General features: G+C 60.2%; 14 protein-coding genes. 9 read left to right on the forward strand and 5 right to left on the reverse strand.

The window, feature by feature from the left end:
- Positions 1-12 precede the first annotated feature (12 nt).
- Complete coding sequence (locus tag PY308_RS17095; protein WP_275784928.1) at positions 13-285, reverse strand: DUF4164 domain-containing protein; 273 nt, start codon at positions 283-285, stop codon at positions 13-15.
- Between the two features lie 335 nt (positions 286-620).
- Between PY308_RS17095 and tkt the strand changes: the two genes are divergently transcribed.
- The 5 genes from tkt to PY308_RS17120 all read left to right on the forward strand — a co-directional run bounded on the left by tkt (position 621) and on the right by PY308_RS17120 (position 6,692).
- Positions 621-2,603, forward strand: coding sequence for a transketolase (gene tkt / locus PY308_RS17100; RefSeq protein WP_275784929.1), 1,983 nt, complete (start codon positions 621-623; stop codon positions 2,601-2,603).
- Positions 2,604-2,676: 73 nt separating this feature from the next.
- The gene (gene gap / locus PY308_RS17105; RefSeq protein WP_275784932.1) at positions 2,677-3,687 is read left to right on the forward strand and encodes a type I glyceraldehyde-3-phosphate dehydrogenase; all 1,011 of its coding nucleotides are present in this window, start codon (positions 2,677-2,679) and stop codon (positions 3,685-3,687) included.
- Positions 3,688-3,691: 4 nt separating this feature from the next.
- Entirely contained in the window at positions 3,692-4,258 is a 567-nt protein-coding gene (locus PY308_RS17110) for a putative glycolipid-binding domain-containing protein (RefSeq protein ID WP_275784934.1), read from the forward strand.
- A gap of 13 nt (positions 4,259-4,271) precedes the next feature.
- Complete coding sequence (locus PY308_RS17115) at positions 4,272-5,471, forward strand: phosphoglycerate kinase (RefSeq protein WP_275784936.1); 1,200 nt, start codon at positions 4,272-4,274, stop codon at positions 5,469-5,471.
- A 195-nt stretch (positions 5,472-5,666) separates the two neighbouring features.
- Positions 5,667-6,692 carry a class I fructose-bisphosphate aldolase gene (locus PY308_RS17120; RefSeq protein WP_275784938.1) on the forward strand — a complete coding sequence of 342 codons (1,026 nt, stop codon included), beginning with the start codon at positions 5,667-5,669 and terminating at the stop codon, positions 6,690-6,692.
- Positions 6,693-6,773: 81 nt separating this feature from the next.
- On the opposite strand, the gene PY308_RS17125 is transcribed toward PY308_RS17120, so the two are convergent.
- A complete protein-coding gene (locus PY308_RS17125; protein WP_275784939.1) occupies positions 6,774-6,929 on the reverse strand; it encodes a hypothetical protein in 156 nt (51 codons plus the stop codon).
- Between the two features lie 189 nt (positions 6,930-7,118).
- Here PY308_RS17125 and PY308_RS17130 point away from each other — a divergent pair, with 189 nt between their 5' ends.
- Both PY308_RS17130 and rcdA read left to right on the forward strand, forming a co-directional pair.
- Positions 7,119-8,393, forward strand: a complete 1,275-nt coding sequence (locus tag PY308_RS17130; protein ID WP_275784941.1) for an MFS transporter — start codon at positions 7,119-7,121, stop codon at positions 8,391-8,393.
- Positions 8,394-8,877: 484 nt separating this feature from the next.
- Positions 8,878-9,396: a protease adaptor protein RcdA gene (rcdA, locus tag PY308_RS17135; protein WP_275784974.1), complete on the forward strand. Its 519-nt coding sequence runs from the start codon at positions 8,878-8,880 to the stop codon at positions 9,394-9,396.
- Between the two features lie 190 nt (positions 9,397-9,586).
- Here rcdA and rpmE read toward each other — a convergent pair whose 3' ends face one another.
- Positions 9,587-9,808 carry a 50S ribosomal protein L31 gene (gene rpmE, locus PY308_RS17140; RefSeq protein WP_275784977.1) on the reverse strand — a complete coding sequence of 74 codons (222 nt, stop codon included), beginning with the start codon at positions 9,806-9,808 and terminating at the stop codon, positions 9,587-9,589.
- A gap of 272 nt (positions 9,809-10,080) precedes the next feature.
- On the opposite strand from rpmE, the gene PY308_RS17145 reads away from it, so the two are divergent.
- Both PY308_RS17145 and PY308_RS17150 read left to right on the forward strand, forming a co-directional pair.
- Positions 10,081-11,829: an ABC transporter transmembrane domain-containing protein gene (locus PY308_RS17145; protein WP_434064265.1), complete on the forward strand. Its 1,749-nt coding sequence runs from the start codon at positions 10,081-10,083 to the stop codon at positions 11,827-11,829.
- Positions 11,830-11,941: 112 nt separating this feature from the next.
- Positions 11,942-12,931, forward strand: coding sequence for a Bug family tripartite tricarboxylate transporter substrate binding protein (locus PY308_RS17150; RefSeq protein WP_275784982.1), 990 nt, complete (start codon positions 11,942-11,944; stop codon positions 12,929-12,931).
- 85 nt (positions 12,932-13,016) lie between these two features.
- Here the strand turns inward: PY308_RS17150 and PY308_RS17155 are convergent, their stop codons facing one another.
- Together PY308_RS17155 and PY308_RS17160 are read right to left on the reverse strand one after the other, a co-directional pair.
- Complete coding sequence (locus PY308_RS17155; protein WP_275784985.1) at positions 13,017-14,048, reverse strand: peptidoglycan -binding protein; 1,032 nt, start codon at positions 14,046-14,048, stop codon at positions 13,017-13,019.
- A 3-nt stretch (positions 14,049-14,051) separates the two neighbouring features.
- Complete coding sequence (locus PY308_RS17160) at positions 14,052-15,149, reverse strand: MotA/TolQ/ExbB proton channel family protein (RefSeq protein WP_275784989.1); 1,098 nt, start codon at positions 15,147-15,149, stop codon at positions 14,052-14,054.
- Positions 15,150-15,277: the final 128 nt, after the last annotated feature.

Consider the following 15,277-nt stretch of genomic DNA (forward strand, 5'->3'; position numbering starts at 1 on the left):
AAGCGAACCGTTTCAGCGGTCCAGCACTGCCCTTATCGTTTCCATCGCCGTGACCAGACGGCGCGAGACTTCCCGGTTGACCTCCTCCAGGCGGTTGGCCCGGAACTGCGACTGGTCGAGTTCCTGCGCCAGACGGGAGCGGTCGGTGTTGATCTTGCGAACCTCGCCCTCGATCTCGCTGCGGTCACGCTCCCGGTCGAACCGCCCGTCGATGGCATTATCAAGGCTGCCAACCGCGTTGCGCAGCTCTTCCAGTGCTTCCCTGACTGTCTTACCCGCCGCCATTCACGTCTTCCCGGTAGGCGCCAGGCAGGCGAATCGCAGCCCGGCCATTGCATTTCAAGCCTGTCACAGTCTTAGACCTATTCCCCACGGCTTCACAACGGCAGGCGGGGCCCCGCTTCGCAGAAGCTGTGGATCACTGGCATTTAAAACGATTCTCACAAGTTTTGGCTGAAGAACCGTCCCGCCTGAAGCGACAGGAAAAGCAACTGTCGGAAGGTCCGGAACAGCCGTTTTCATTGACTCCATGAAAGCAGGTGCTATGTGTCAGCCGCTTCCTATACGGTCTTTGGAGGATAGAGACCGTTCCCTGTCCACCGAACTCAAGCGGAACAGTCATGATCTCTCGCGAAAAACACGACCGGATGGCAAATGCAATCCGTTTCCTTTCCATGGATGCCGTCGAAAAGGCCAATTCGGGCCACCCGGGACTGCCCATGGGTGCCGCCGACGTGGCAACGGTGCTATTCTCCCGTTACCTGAAATTCAACCCGAAGGCGCCGCTCTGGGCGGACCGCGATCGTTTCGTGCTGTCGGCAGGCCATGGTTCGATGCTCATCTACTCTCTGCTCTACCTCACAGGCTACGAGGACATGAGCATCGAGGACATCAAGCAGTTCCGCCAGCTCGGTTCGAAGACCGCCGGCCATCCGGAATATGGTCACGCCACAGGCATCGAGACGACCACGGGTCCGCTCGGCCAGGGGATCGCCAATGCCGTCGGCATGGCGATTGCCGAGCGTAAGCTTGCCGAAGAGTTCGGTTCCGACTTGCAGGATCATCATACCTACGTTCTTTGCGGCGACGGCTGCCTGATGGAAGGCATCAGCCACGAAGCCATTGCGCTCGCCGGCCACCTGAAACTGAACAAGCTGGTTCTCTTCTGGGACGACAACAACATCACCATCGACGGCGCCGTCTCGCTGTCGGATTCGACCGATCAGATCGCCCGCTTCCAGGCCGTTCACTGGAATACCATCCGCGTCGATGGTCACAATCCGGATGAGATTGCCGCCGCCATCGAAGCCGCGCATAAGTCCGACCGCCCGACCTTCATCGCCTGCAAAACGACGATCGGTTTCGGCGCACCGAACAAGGCCGGCACCCACAAGGTGCACGGCTCGCCGCTGGGCGCCGAAGAAATCGCCGCGACCCGCAAGGCACTGAACTGGGAAGCCCCGGCCTTTGAAATCCCGGCCGACGTGCTCGACGCCTGGCGTGCCGCCGGCACCCGCTCGGTGGAGGAAAACAAGGCCTGGGATGCCCGACTGGCCGCCGCGGAAGCAACGAAGAAGTCCGAGTTCGTGCGTCGTTTCGCCGGCGAACTGCCGGAGGATCTCGATGGCGCCATCGACACCTACAAGAAGAAGCTGGCCGGCAGCCCGCCGGCGATCGCAACCCGCAAGGCATCGGAAGATGCGCTGGAAGTGATCAACGGCACCCTGCCCGAAACGCTGGGCGGATCGGCCGATCTGACGCCGTCCAACAACACCAAGACCAGCCAGATGAAATCGATCACCCCGACCGATTTCGCCGGCCGCTACGTGCACTGGGGCATCCGCGAACACGGCATGGCCGCTGCCATGAACGGGATCTCGCTGCACGGCGGCCTGATCCCCTATTCCGGCGGCTTCATGATCTTCTCGGACTATTGCCGTCCGTCGATCCGTCTTGCCGCCCTGATGGGCATCCGCGTCATCCATGTTCTGACCCATGATTCGATCGGCGTCGGCGAAGACGGCCCGACGCACGAACCGGTCGAGCACATGGCGGCGCTCCGCGCCATCCCGAACCTCTTGATGTTCCGCCCGGCCGATGCGGTCGAAACGGCGGAATGCTGGCAGCTGGCGCTGCACGAACAGCATCGCCCGTCCGGCCTGGCGCTGACCCGCCAGAACCTTGCGCCGTCGCGTCTCGACTATGCAGCCGAAAATCTCTGCGCCAAAGGTGCCTACGAATTGCGCTCCGCCGACAATGCCAAGGTCTCGCTCTTCGCCTCAGGTTCGGAAGTTGAACTTGCGGTCAAGGCAGCCGAAGAGCTGAACGGCAAGGGCATCGCAACCCGTGTCGTTTCGGTTCCTTGCTTCGAGCTTTTTGCCGAACAGCCGGACGATTATCGCAAGTCGGTCATCGGCGACGCCCCCGTCAAGATCGCCGCAGAAGCGGCCGTCCGCCAGGGCTGGGATTACTTCATCGGCAACGAAGGCGACTTTGTCGGCATGAGCTCCTTCGGCGCCTCGGGCCCGGCCAAGGATCTCTACAAGCATTTCGGCATCACCGTGGAGGCAATCGTTGCGGCTGCCGAAAAAAAGCTTGCCTGACTTATAAACGGGCGCGGCTTGACTGACGCGCCCCATTCACCATCAAGACCTTTTTGACAGGGAGAGACCTGAAATGACAGTGAAAGTCGCCATTAACGGCTTTGGCCGCATCGGCCGCAACGTCCTGCGCGCCATCGTTGAATCCGGCCGCACGGACATCGAGGTCGTCGCCATCAACGACCTCGGCCCGGTCGAGACCAATGCGCATCTGCTGCGCTACGATTCGATCCATGGCAAGTTCCCGGCCACGGTCCAGGTCGAAGGCGACACCATCATCGTTGCCGGCGGCAAGCCGATCAAGGTAACGGCCATCAAGGACCCGGCAACCCTGCCGCATGGCGAAATGGGCGTCGATATCGCGCTTGAATGCACCGGCATCTTCACCTCGCGCGACAAGGCTGCCCTGCACCTTCAGGCGGGCGCCAAGCGCGTCATCGTTTCGGCACCCGCCGATGGCGCTGACCTCACCGTCGTCTTCGGTGTCAACCACACCGAACTGACCAAGGAACACCTGGTCATCTCCAACGCATCCTGCACGACCAATTGCCTGGTGCCGGTCGTCAAGACCCTGGATGACGTCGTCGGCATCGATCATGGCTTCATGACGACGATCCATTCCTACACCGGCGACCAGCCGACGCTCGACACCATGCACAAGGACCTCTACCGCGCCCGCGCAGCCGCCCTGTCGATGATCCCGACCTCGACCGGCGCCGCCAAGGCCGTCGGCCTCGTGCTGCCGCACCTCAAGGGCAAGCTTGACGGCACCTCGATCCGCGTTCCCACCCCGAACGTTTCGGTCGTCGACTTCAAGTTCGTTGCCAAGCGCGACACGACAGTTGCCGAAATCAACGGCGCCATCAAGGCGGCCGCTGACGGCGCGCTCAAGGGCATCCTCGGCTACACCGACGAGCCGCTGGTTTCGCGCGACTTCAACCATGACAGTCATTCCTCGATCTTCGCCAACGACCAGACCAAGGTTCTCGAAGGCAATTTCGTGCGTATTCTCTCCTGGTACGACAATGAATGGGGCTTCTCCAACCGCATGGCCGACACGGCCGTTGCGATGGCAAAGCTGATCTAAGCCGATGTTCAGAGCCCTCCCCTTTAAGACGGTGCGCTGGCGTCCGCTCGAAGGGGTGGGGCTCGAGCATCTGACGCTCGGTCACATCGAAGGCGGCGGCATCTGCGCCTCCAGCGTTGTGATCGGCGAGCGCGGTGGCCGCCCCTATGGCATCCACTACCAGATCGATTGCGACGAGCACTGGACCGTGCTGTCTCTCGACATTCAGACCACGGACGGCCTGCGGCTGGGACTGACCTCCGATGGCAGGGGCCACTGGACCGATGAAGCCGGCCTGCCGCTCCCCGCCTTCGACGGCTGCATCGACATCGATTTGGCAGGCAGTCCTTTTACCAACACATTGCCTGTCCGCCGCCTTGGACTGACGCCAGAAGACGGCACCGTCAAGCTCTCCATGCTCTATGTGCCTTTCGATACGTTCGAGCCCTGTCTCGACCGCCAGCACTATACATGCCTGACGGAATCGAAACTGTACCGCTACGAGGCTGACGACCGGTCTTTTGCCGCTGAACTGCCGGTGGACGAGGACGGGCTGGTGATGGATTACCCCACCCTTTTCCAGAGACTGTGACCGGAGACCGTTCATGACATTCAAGACCCTCGACGACCTGACTGATATCGCCGGCAAGCGCGTGCTCGTGCGTGTCGATCTCAACGTTCCGGTCAAGGATGGCAAGGTGACCGACGCGACCCGCATCGAACGCGTCTTGCCGACAATCCGCGAGCTTTCGGAGAAGGGCGCAAAGGTCATTCTACTGGCGCATTTCGGGCGCCCCAAGGGTGAGCCGGTTGCCGACATGTCTCTGTCGCTGATCGCTCCCGCAGTCGAGGATATTCTTGACCAGCGGGTTCATTTCGCTTCCGACTGCATCGGCGAAAAGGCGGCCAGCGCCATTGCAGGCATGAACGATGGCGACGTGCTGCTTCTTGAAAACACCCGTTTTCACAAGGGTGAGGAAAAGAACGATCCGGAGTTTACCAAGGCGCTGGCTGCCAACGGCGACATTTATGTCAACGACGCCTTTTCCGCAGCCCATCGCGCCCATGCATCGACGGAGGGACTTGCGCGACTTCTCCCCGCCTATGCCGGCCGCACGATGCAGGCCGAACTGGAAGCCTTGGAAAAGGGGCTCGGCAACCCGAAACGCCCGGTCGTCGCCATCGTCGGCGGCGCCAAGGTTTCGACCAAGATCGATCTTTTGATGAATCTTGTCCAAAAGGTCGATGCCTTGGTCATCGGCGGCGGCATGGCCAATACCTTTATCGCCGCACGCGGCACCAATGTCGGCAAGTCGCTCTGCGAGCATGATCTTGCCGAGACCGCAAGACAGATCATGACCGAGGCCGCCTCAGCCGGTTGCGCCATCGTTCTCCCTGTCGACGGCGTCGTTGCCCGCGAGTTCAAGGCAGGGGCAGACAACGAGGTGGTCGATATCGAAGCGATCCCCGCCGATGCGATGGTGCTCGACGTCGGCCCGAAATCGATCGCTGCCGTGAACGACTGGGTCAGCAAGGCGCATACGCTGGTTTGGAACGGTCCGCTCGGCGCCTTTGAGATCGCCCCCTTCGACAAGGCGACGGTGGCAGTCGCCAAACATGCGGCGGCACGAACAAAGAGCGGCGCGTTGGTCTCTGTTGCCGGCGGCGGCGATACGGTTTCCGCCATGAACCACGCCGAGGTTGCCGATGACCTGAGCTATGTCTCAACGGCTGGAGGTGCATTTCTTGAATGGATGGAAGGCAAGCCGCTCCCCGGCGTCGATATCCTTCACCAGAAACTGTAGGTTTCCATTTTCCCGTCGCATTTCCGAAGGCTTCGACGACTGTCGGGGCCTTCTCCGATTTGGACTTCGCTGAAATAATCCCAACATTTCAAACGATTAAATTTATTTCAATCGTTTAAAGTAATTTAACCGCCATTTTCCTTCCACTGTTCTTCTGGTATCGGCGATCCACGGGATCAACAGAGGAGAACGCCGATGAGCGAAAGACTGGAAGATATTGCAGCAGGAATGATGGCCACCGGCAAGGGGTTGCTGGCAGCGGACGAATCGACTGCGACCATCGGCAAGCGCTTCGACACGATCGGCCTCGCTTCGACGGAAACGTCACGCCGCGACTATCGCGAAATGCTGTTTCGCGCCGACGACGCCATGAAATCCTGCATTTCCGGGGTCATCCTATACGAAGAAACCCTGTTTCAGAAGGCCGCCGACGGCACCCCATTGGTGGACATCATCCGCGCTGCCGGCGCCGTTTCCGGCATCAAGGTCGATGCCGGCGCCAAACCGATGGTCAATTTCCCGGGCGAAACCGTGACCGAAGGCCTGGACGGTCTGGCTGGCCGTCTGAAAACCTATTACGACGCTGGCGCGCGCTTTGCCAAGTGGCGGGGCGTCATCGCGGTGTCGGACGTTCTTCCGAGCTACGGCTCCGTCAAGGCCAATGCCCAGGCACTCGCCCGCTATGCGGCCCTCTGCCAGGACGCCGGCATCGTACCGATCGTCGAACCGGAAGTCCTGATGGACGGTACGCCTGGCGACCACTCGATCGAACGGTCGGAGACAGTGACTGCGGAAACGCTGCGCATCGTCTTCGATGAACTGAACGACGCCCGCGTCAGCCTGGAAGGTATCATCCTGAAGCCGAGCATGGTGATCGACGGCAAACATGCCCGCAAGGCAAGCATCGCCGAAGTCGCCGAGCGGACCGTCCGCGTCCTGAAGCGCACCGTTCCGTCAGCCGTTCCCGGCATCGCCTTCCTTTCCGGCGGTCAATCCACAGAAGAGGCCACCGCGCATCTTTCGGCAATGAAGGCCGGCTACGATCTTCCCTGGGGCATGACCTTCTCCTACGGCCGCGCGCTTCAGACCGAGGCACTCAATGCATGGGGCGGCAAGTCGGAAAATGTCGCTGCCGGCCAGCGCGCCTTCAGCCATCGCGCCAGAATGTGCAGCCTCGCCGCCACCGGCGGCTGGAAGAAGGAACTCGAGAAGGCCGCTTGATTTTACAGATTATTTTGGGGGAGGACGGCCCGGCTCGCGCAAGCGACCGGGCTTTCTTTTTGGGCACTCCAGCTTTCGAAACTAAGGCCGAACCAGAACCGTGACCATCATCACGGCGATCGCGAAAACCGCGATCTTCCAGAAATCACGTCTGTGCCGCAAGCCCGGAAGGTTGAGCGGCTTCAGAAGCTGGACGACCATCGCCAAAAGCAGCAGGATCGTTAACGCTTTCGACATGGATATTCCTGCTTCTGCAAAACAAACCGGCAAAAGCCCGGCCTGTCATAGACCTGCCACTTTCCCGCAGGATCAGGGCTAGGCTCTTGCCACAGATTTTGCAACGCCATCACCCTTTGAAATTTCCGGCTGGCAATTGCGAAGGCACCGTTCTACCTTTTCAACGCAGCCGGACACCGCGGAATTCCCATGACAAAAAATCTGCTTCCCGTTACCGCCCTTCTGCTTGGGACGTTGTTTCTCTTTTTGGGAAACGGGTTGCACAGCCTGCTTCTACCTGTGCGCGGCACGACTGAGGGTTATTCCACGACACTGCTCGGGTTACTGGGTACTTCCTGGGCGAGCGGCTTCGTGCTCGGCTGCCTGCTCGCACCGACCATCGTCAAGCGTGCCGGCCATGTCCGCGCCTTCAGCTGCTTTGCCTCGTTGCTGGCGATCATCGCGCTTTTGACCGGCATTCTGGTTGATCCGATCTGGTGGGTAGCGCTACGCGCCTTCACCGGTTTTTCGACGGCCGGCACGTCGATGATCATCGAAAGCTGGCTGAACGAACGCGCCACCAACGAAAGCCGCGGCGCGATTTTCTCGCTCTATATCGCCATCACGCTGATGGGTGTTGTTGGAGGCCAGTTGATGATTCCCTTCGGCGATACGGGAACCTCCCTGTTCTTCATGATCTGCGGCATCGTCTACTGCCTGGCCATGCTGCCAACCCTGCTGTCGACTGCCGCTCTGCCACAACCCCTCAAGCAGGTTCGCCTCGACCTGCCGGCACTCTACCGCACATCGCCGATTTCGTTCCTCGGCATTCTTCTTGTCGGCATCGCCAACGGTGCCTATGGCACGTTGGGAGCCGTCTTCGGCCGCCAGGTCGGTCTGACCGACAGCAACGTGGCGCTGATGATGAGCACGACGATCTTTGCCGGGGCGGTCATGCAGTTCCCGGCGGGCCGACTCTCCGACAGGATCGACCGGCGCTATGTCCTTGCCGCCCTGGCGGCCGTTGCAGCCATTGCCGGGTCGCTGGTTTTCCTGCTTGAGCCGACGGGTGTCGTACTTCTCATCGCCCTTGTCGGCATCTATGGCGCGACGGCGAACGCCCTTTACCCGATTGCCGTTTCGCATGCCAACGACTTTGCGGCGCCGGAAGACTTCGTCAAGATTTCCGGCGGCCTGCTGCTCCTCTACGGCATCGGCACGATCATCGGCCCCACGATCGGCGGCCCGATCATGACCGTGACCGGCCCTTACGGCCTGTTCATGATCACGGCCTGCGCCCACGTCATGATAACGATTTACGCGATCTTCCGAAGCCGGATGCGCGCCGCCGTGCCGGCTGCGGAACGCGAAACCTATTCCACCAATTATCCCGGCACCGTGACCCCGGAAAGCCTGCAGATGTCGCCCCGCGCCGCACCCTTCGAAGAAGAGCCAGATGCAAAGGACGAGAGCAAAACGGCGTGAAGGAGGCTCTGACCTGTCGTTCCCTTTGCAGATAAAGCTGTCGCTCCCGACGTCTCGAATCATCGGGACGTCGTCGGAAAGCAAGACAACTGCCGTGAGCTTCGTTTTTTACCGAAGTTTACTGCAGTGGCGGAGCACCGGGAAGATACAGTTCGTGCAGCCAAATCGCTTCCGGTTAACTGTTCATTAAGCATTACTTGTTATTGTCACGCCATCCGGATCGCTCTGGACTCGGACGTTCCCCTCTGGTGAACGGTCTGATTTTTCTCCCTGTTTTACCTTGAGAGCCGCTTTTGCGGCTCTTTTTTTATCTTTTTTTTCCGCGCTGCAAAGACTTGTGGAGATTAACCCTTTCTTAAGAATGCGCTTGCGTGAAATGGGCTATAGGATCATGTTCGAACTATAGAACGAACCGGCGCGAAACTTTCTGTTAACCAGTTCGTTACCTGTCCGAGTCGATGCGTTTAACCAGGGAAATCAGATCATGTCCGAACGCGGATTGAATACTGTGAGCTTCGCAGGCCACGCTGCGTCTTCAGCGCAGTTCAAGGCGCTCTACGCCGAAGGCATGGGTCTGGTCGAGGAAACCGCAAGCTATCTGGACGGCCCCGGTCGCGCAGCCTCGAAGGTTTTGCCACGGATGGCCTCGGTGCTTTACGCTGCCGAATCCATGCGTCTCACCACCCGCCTGATGCAGATGGCGTCATGGCTGCTTTTGCAGCGCGCGGTAAACAACGGCGAGATGAACCGCGAACAGGTCCTGTCCGAAAAGAACAAGGTGCGTCTCGACAGCTTCAATGTTGATCGCGCGGCGCCCGGATGGCAAGATCTGCCGGAAGGTTTCCGGGATCTGATCGAACGCTCGTTGCGCCTGCAAAACCGCGTTGCCCTGCTCGACCGCGAAATCTATCGTCCCCAGGAAGCCCAGAACTTCACTCCGGACAACCAGAACGGCGTCAAGGCCCAACTTAATCTGTTGCAGACGGCATTCGGAACGAACTGATCGCGAACGCGCAGCGTCTAATTATGGAACCCGGCAGGTAATTCTCGCCGGGTTTTTGCATGGTTTCATGCAATTGCGGCTGGCCGCCGACACTCGTTCAACTGCGGGGCTAGAAAAATCCGTCAATGCAGAACGCAAAAAAGCCCGGACAAACCGGGCTTTTCCAAACTCGTATGCAAGCGGCAGAAGCTTAGAGGCCGAGACCTTCGAAGCGCTTCTTGAACTTGGAAACGCGGCCGCCGCGGTCCAGCATCTGCTGGTTGCCGCCGGTCCAGGCCGGGTGCGACTTCGGATCGATTTCAAGGTTCATGGTCTGGCCTTCCGAACCCCAGGTCGAACGTGTCTGGTATTCGGTGCCATCGGTCATGACGACATTGATCATGTGGTAAGCGGGATGGATATCAGCCTTCATAACACTCTTCCTGCAAGTTCCAGGGTCCAATTGTCGCAAGCCGTTCGAGGGCCATTGCGGCATGGGGACCGAACACGTAAATGAAGCCGCAGACCACGGAAGGACCACGGCTTCCCAATTTGATGCCGTGCCTATACATGATGGTCACCGGGATAACAAGTACCGCCGGAGAAGACTTGTGCGGCTTTCGCCGCTTCTTCGGTATTGGAGGTAATGTGTCGAATGAGGTCGTTCAACCGTCGGGCCGCAAAAGCGTCCGGCCGCTGGTCAAGCTGCTGCCCTATGTAAGGCGCTATCGCACGCTCGTCATCGGAGCTGGTGTCTCGCTTGTCGCCGCCGCGGTGACGACCCTGACCTTGCCGATGGCGGTGCGCCGGATGATCGACCATGGATTTTCCGTGTCCGATTCCGGGTTTATCAACACCTACTTCTCCATGCTGATGGTTCTGGCCATCGTGCTCGCGCTGGCAAGCGCCGCACGCTATTACTTCGTTATCACGCTTGGCGAACGCATCGTCTCGGATCTCCGCCGCGATGTCTTCGATCACGTGACCCGCCTTTCGCCTTCCTTTTTCGACGTCAACCAGTCCGGCGAAATCGTCTCGCGGCTGACGGCCGATACGACGCAGATCAAGTCAGCTGTCGGAGCGACGGCCTCTGTCGCCCTTCGTAACATCATCCTGTGTCTGGGCGCGATCGGTATGATGGTTTACACAAGCCCCAGACTGTCGAGCCTGGTGCTCATCGCCATCCCCGTGATCGTCTTCCCGTTGGTGGGTTTCGGACGCTCGGTGCGCCGCCGTTCGCGTGAAGCGCAGGATACGCTGGCAACCGCATCCGCCTATGCCGGCGAGGCAATTTCGGCGATCCGCACCGTGCAGGCGTTCAACGGGGAAGGAGCGGCACAGGCGCGGTACGGCCATGCGGTGGAAAGCGCCTATGGAGCCGCCCGCGCGGCGATCAAGGCCCGCTCGATCCTCACTGCCTTCGCCATCACCATGATTTTCGGCAGCGTCGTGGCGGTGCTCTGGTTCGGCGCGCAGGGCGTCTTGTCTGGCACTCTGTCCGCCGGAACGCTGGGCCAGTTCCTGCTCTACTCCGTTTTTGCCGCAGGAAGCCTCGGCGCCCTTTCCGAAGTCTGGGGGGAGTTGTCGCAAGCTGCCGGCGCCGCCGAACGTTTGAGCGAACTGCTGGCCGAACGACCTGAGATCACCGCTCCGGCGCAGTCCAATCCCATGCCACAGCCGCCCTTGGGCGCCGTGCGCTTCGACGATGTCCATTTCGCCTATCCCTCCCGCCCCGGTTACAAAAGCGTCAGGGGCCTGACCTTTACCATCAAACCCGGCGAGACCGTCGCCATCGTCGGTCCGTCCGGCGCCGGCAAAAGTACGGTTTTCTCTCTGCTCCTGCGCTTCTACGATCCGGTGAAGGGGGCGATTCTCGTTGATGACATAGATATCAGCGCCATCGATCCAGCCGCCCTGCGCGACCGTCTGGCAATCGTACCTCAAGACGTCACGATCTTTGCCGCCTCCATCCATGACAATATCGCCTTCGGCATGCCGAGGGCGACCCGGGAGGCCATCCGCGCCGCAGCCATTGCCGCCCAGGCGGACGAATTCATCGCAAGGCTTGACGAAGGCTACGACACCCAAGTCGGAGAACGGGGTATCACACTGTCCGGCGGCCAGCGCCAGCGCATCGCCATCGCCCGCGCCATCCTGAAGGACGCGCCGATCCTGCTGCTCGACGAGGCGACGTCGGCGCTCGATGCAGAAAGCGAAACGCTGGTGCAGGCGGCGCTGGACGGCCTGATGCGCGCGCGCACGACACTGGTTATCGCCCACCGCCTCGCGACCGTCCTGAAGGCTGATCGTATTCTTGTCATGGACCAGGGCAAAATCATCGAAGAAGGCACCCATGCCGGGTTGGTACGGCAAGGCGGTCTCTATGCCAAGCTGGCCCGGCTACAATTCAACCATGAGAGCCCGGACACCGGCAATATCGTCAATCTCGGCTAAAGTCCGCCGTCACACGTCCGAAGGTTGCCCTTCTCCCGCGCCGCGCTATTCTTCATCAGGGGAATGGCAGGAGGCCATGACCGCAATCGGTACATCCTGGGAGGAGAAAAGAATGGCATTGTCCCTTTTGAAGCGACGGACAGCACTGGTCGCCGCTTTTGCCGCAGTGTCCGCACTGGCAATCGGCACGCAGGCGGGGGCGCAGACGTTCCCGGATCGGGCGGTGACCCTCGTCGTTCCGTTTGCAGCGGGCGGCTCGACGGATGTGGTTGCCCGCATCATCGGACAAAAGATGGCGGATGATCTCGGCCAGCAGGTGGTGGTGGAAAATGTCGCCGGCGCCGGCGGCAATCTCGGAGCCGACCGTGTGGCACGCGCCGAACCGGACGGATACACGATCCTGATGGGCACGGTCGCCACGCATGCGCTCAACCCGCTCATTCTCAAGACCAAACCCTACGATCCCGAGAAGGATTTCGCACCCGTTTCCTTGCTGGTGCTCGTGCCCAATGTGCTTATCGTCAACCCTGAGCTTCCGGCAAAGAATGTGGCGGACCTTGTTGCGCTCCTCAAGGCGGCACCCGAGCAATATTCCTATGCCTCATCAGGCAATGGCACGCCATTGCATCTGTCCGGCGAACTGTTCAAAAACCTTGCCGGTGTCAGCATGCAGCATGTGCCCTACAAGGGGGCGGGTCCGGCGCTCAACGATGTCATCGGCAACCAGGTTCCGATCATGTTCGACAACCTGCCCTCAGCGTCCGGCCATATGAAATCAGGCACATTGCGGGCACTCGCGGTAACCACCAAGGAGCGCGCAGCCTCGTTCCCGGACGTGCCGACCATCGCGGAAACCATTCCCGGCTACGAAACCTACACCTGGAATGCCTTGTTTGCCCCGGCAGGCACGCCGAAGGAAGCGATCGACCGGCTGAACGCCGCAGCAAAAAAAGCCCTGGCTGATCCTGAAGTCGCCGAAAAGATGAAAGGCTTCAGCGCCTCCATCGTCGCCTCGACACCGGAAGAACTGGCCGCCCATGTAAAGGCGGAACTGGCCAAATGGGGACCGGTGGTGAAGAACGCCAACGTGCAGATGGATTGACGCTGCAAGGCTCTCCGCCTTGGCGGGGAGCCCTCGCAGCTTCTATATTGCCAAGCGGCGGCATTCAGGACGTTATAGCCACAGGCTATTTTTCAGTCAGCTTGAGCTCGATCCGGCGGTTCTGTGATCGTGCCTCTGGGCTGTCGTCCTGGGCGATCGGTTGAAACTCGCCAAAGCCTGCGGCGACGAGCCTGTCGGCCGGTACGCCCTGCGAGATCAGGAACTTCACGACCGAGGTGGCGCGGGCAGAGGATAGCTCCCAGTTATCGACATAACGGCCCGTGCCGGACAAAGGCACATTGTCCGTATGCCCATCGACGCGCAGAACCCAGTTGATCTCGGAGGGGATTTCCTTGGCAAGGTCGAGGAGCGCCGCGGCAAGCTTGCCCATCTCCTCCTGCCCCTTCGGGTTCAGTTCGTTACCGCCGGAGGGAAAGAGAACTTCGGACTGGAAGACGAACCGGTCTCCAACAATCCGGATATTCTCGCGGTCGGAGAGAATCTCCCGCAGCCGACCAAAGAAATCCGAGCGATAGCGATTGAGCTCCTGCACGCGCTGCGCCAGGGCGACATTGAGGCGTCGACCGAGATCGGCGATCTTCGTCTGAGAGGACTCGTCCTTGGCTTCGGAAGCCTGAAGTGCGCTCTCGATGGCTGCAATCTGGCTTCGCAGAGCCGAGATTTGCTGGTTGAGCAGTTCGACCTGGTTCATCGCCCGGGCATTGACCTGCTTTTCGGTCTCTAGCTGCCCCGTCAGGTCGCCGATCTTGCGGTCGGCCGTGTCTGAACTCCCGGCTCCCTGATCCAGCAAGACCTGAAGACGCGATCGCTCCCCCTCGGAGGTTGCCAGGGAAGCCTGCAGATTGGCCAAAGAATCCTCGAGATCCTGCTTTCCGCCCTTTTCAAGCGCCAGAAGCTGCGTCAACTCGTTGATCTGGCTGTTGAGCCGGTTGAGGACATCATCCTTGCCGCTGATTTCCCGGCTCAGCAGGAATTGGGCCAGAACAAAAACGCACAGCAGAAACATGATCGACAGCAGCAAGGTCGAGAGGGCATCGACGAATCCGGGCCAGTAGTCGATCGTTCTCTGGCTGCGGCCCCTGCGTGCAAGCGCCATCGCCTATTCCCCCGCAGCGTCATCGACGCGCGCAAGTCTCGGTTGCTTGTCGGGGATAGCGCTTTCTCTGTCCATATGCCCGATCCGAGCGGCAAGCTTGTCCAGCGTCTTGCGCATGGATTTCGCCTCTTCCTGTTGAGCCTCGATCCAGTCGCGCAACATCTGCTGCTCGCCGCGCATATTCTTGACCAGGCCCTGGATTCCCTCGGCAAGGCTCGCCATCGCCGCTGTGGTGCGCTGATTCATGCCGCCGTCCTGATTGATGCGGGCAAGTTGCTCCGTCAGCAAACGCAACTCGTCGCCAGGTCCCGCGACGGACGATCCGGCCGTGACGGGGTTATCGGAGCCGACATCCGTGACGGAAGAAAGCCAGTTTTCCAGTTCGGTATAGAAGCGATTCTGCGCCCGCCCGGCCTGAAGGTCGAGAAAGCCCAGGATCAGCGATCCGGACAGACCGAAAAGCGATGTGGAAAATGCCGTTCCCATACCGGCCAGAGGTGCGGAAAGCCCCTGCTTCAGGGCGGCGAGCACATCCTGCGTGCTTCCCGTTCCGGCATCCAGCGACTGGATGACCGTGTTGATCGAACCGATCGTACCGAGCAGGCCCCAGAACGTGCCGAGCAGACCGAGAAAGACCAGAAGGCCGATCAGGTAGCGCGAGGTGTCGCGGGATTCGTCCAGACGCGTTGCAATCGAATCAAGGATCGACCGCAGGGCCGTCGTCGAGATCGCCATGGAATGACGCTGCCCGATCAGGGCGCGCATCGGCGCCAGCAGCACCGGGTCCCGGCCGACCTTCTCGGCGCTTCCAGCCGCACGGAACGAATTGAACCAGCGAACTTCCGGTCGCAATGCGAGCACATGATTGAAAACCAGCAACGCCCCGATCAGAAGCACACCGACAATGAGCCCGTTCAGGCCTGGATTGCTGAGAAACGCGGTCTGTGCCTGACGGAAGAGGATCGCACCCACAAATCCGACAATGATCAGAAAAATGACCATCGTCCAGAAAAACACCATCGGGCTGGTCAGCTTGTTGGGATTATAACCCTCTTCCAACGTTCCGCCGGTTTTCCATCCCGACAGTTCCAGTTTCGCCATAGGGTCAGTCTCCGGTTTTCAAGGCGCGTTGGTGCCCATAGTCACGGGCGTTTCAATGCCGCCGGAGACTAGAGGAAGTTTGTGCCAAATTGAAGGGGAAACAACGGGCAACATCAACAGCATGCACC

Origin of the sequence: Pararhizobium gei (assembly GCF_029223885.1) — a bacterium.
Taxonomy (GTDB): Bacteria; Pseudomonadota; Alphaproteobacteria; order Rhizobiales; family Rhizobiaceae; genus Pararhizobium; species Pararhizobium gei.

Bases quoted from the DNA above. Each gene is read 5' to 3' on its own strand.
- rpmE (WP_275784977.1), bottom strand. From the start codon at position 9,808: ATGAAGGCTGATATCCATCCCGCTTACCACATGATCAATGTCGTCATG.
- PY308_RS17155 (WP_275784985.1), bottom strand. From the start codon at position 14,048: ATGGCGCTTGCACGCAGGGGCCGCAGCCAGAGAACGATCGACTACTGG.
- PY308_RS17125 (WP_275784939.1), bottom strand. From the start codon at position 6,929: ATGTCGAAAGCGTTAACGATCCTGCTGCTTTTGGCGATGGTCGTCCAG.
- PY308_RS17150 (WP_275784982.1), top strand. From the start codon at position 11,942: ATGGCATTGTCCCTTTTGAAGCGACGGACAGCACTGGTCGCCGCTTTT.
- PY308_RS17130 (WP_275784941.1), top strand. From the start codon at position 7,119: ATGACAAAAAATCTGCTTCCCGTTACCGCCCTTCTGCTTGGGACGTTG.
- PY308_RS17110 (WP_275784934.1), top strand. From the start codon at position 3,692: ATGTTCAGAGCCCTCCCCTTTAAGACGGTGCGCTGGCGTCCGCTCGAA.
- PY308_RS17120 (WP_275784938.1), top strand. From the start codon at position 5,667: ATGAGCGAAAGACTGGAAGATATTGCAGCAGGAATGATGGCCACCGGC.
- rcdA (WP_275784974.1), top strand. From the start codon at position 8,878: ATGTCCGAACGCGGATTGAATACTGTGAGCTTCGCAGGCCACGCTGCG.
- gap (WP_275784932.1), top strand. From the start codon at position 2,677: ATGACAGTGAAAGTCGCCATTAACGGCTTTGGCCGCATCGGCCGCAAC.
- tkt (WP_275784929.1), top strand. From the start codon at position 621: ATGATCTCTCGCGAAAAACACGACCGGATGGCAAATGCAATCCGTTTC.
- PY308_RS17115 (WP_275784936.1), top strand. From the start codon at position 4,272: ATGACATTCAAGACCCTCGACGACCTGACTGATATCGCCGGCAAGCGC.
- PY308_RS17095 (WP_275784928.1), bottom strand. From the start codon at position 285: ATGGCGGCGGGTAAGACAGTCAGGGAAGCACTGGAAGAGCTGCGCAAC.
- PY308_RS17160 (WP_275784989.1), bottom strand. From the start codon at position 15,149: ATGGCGAAACTGGAACTGTCGGGATGGAAAACCGGCGGAACGTTGGAA.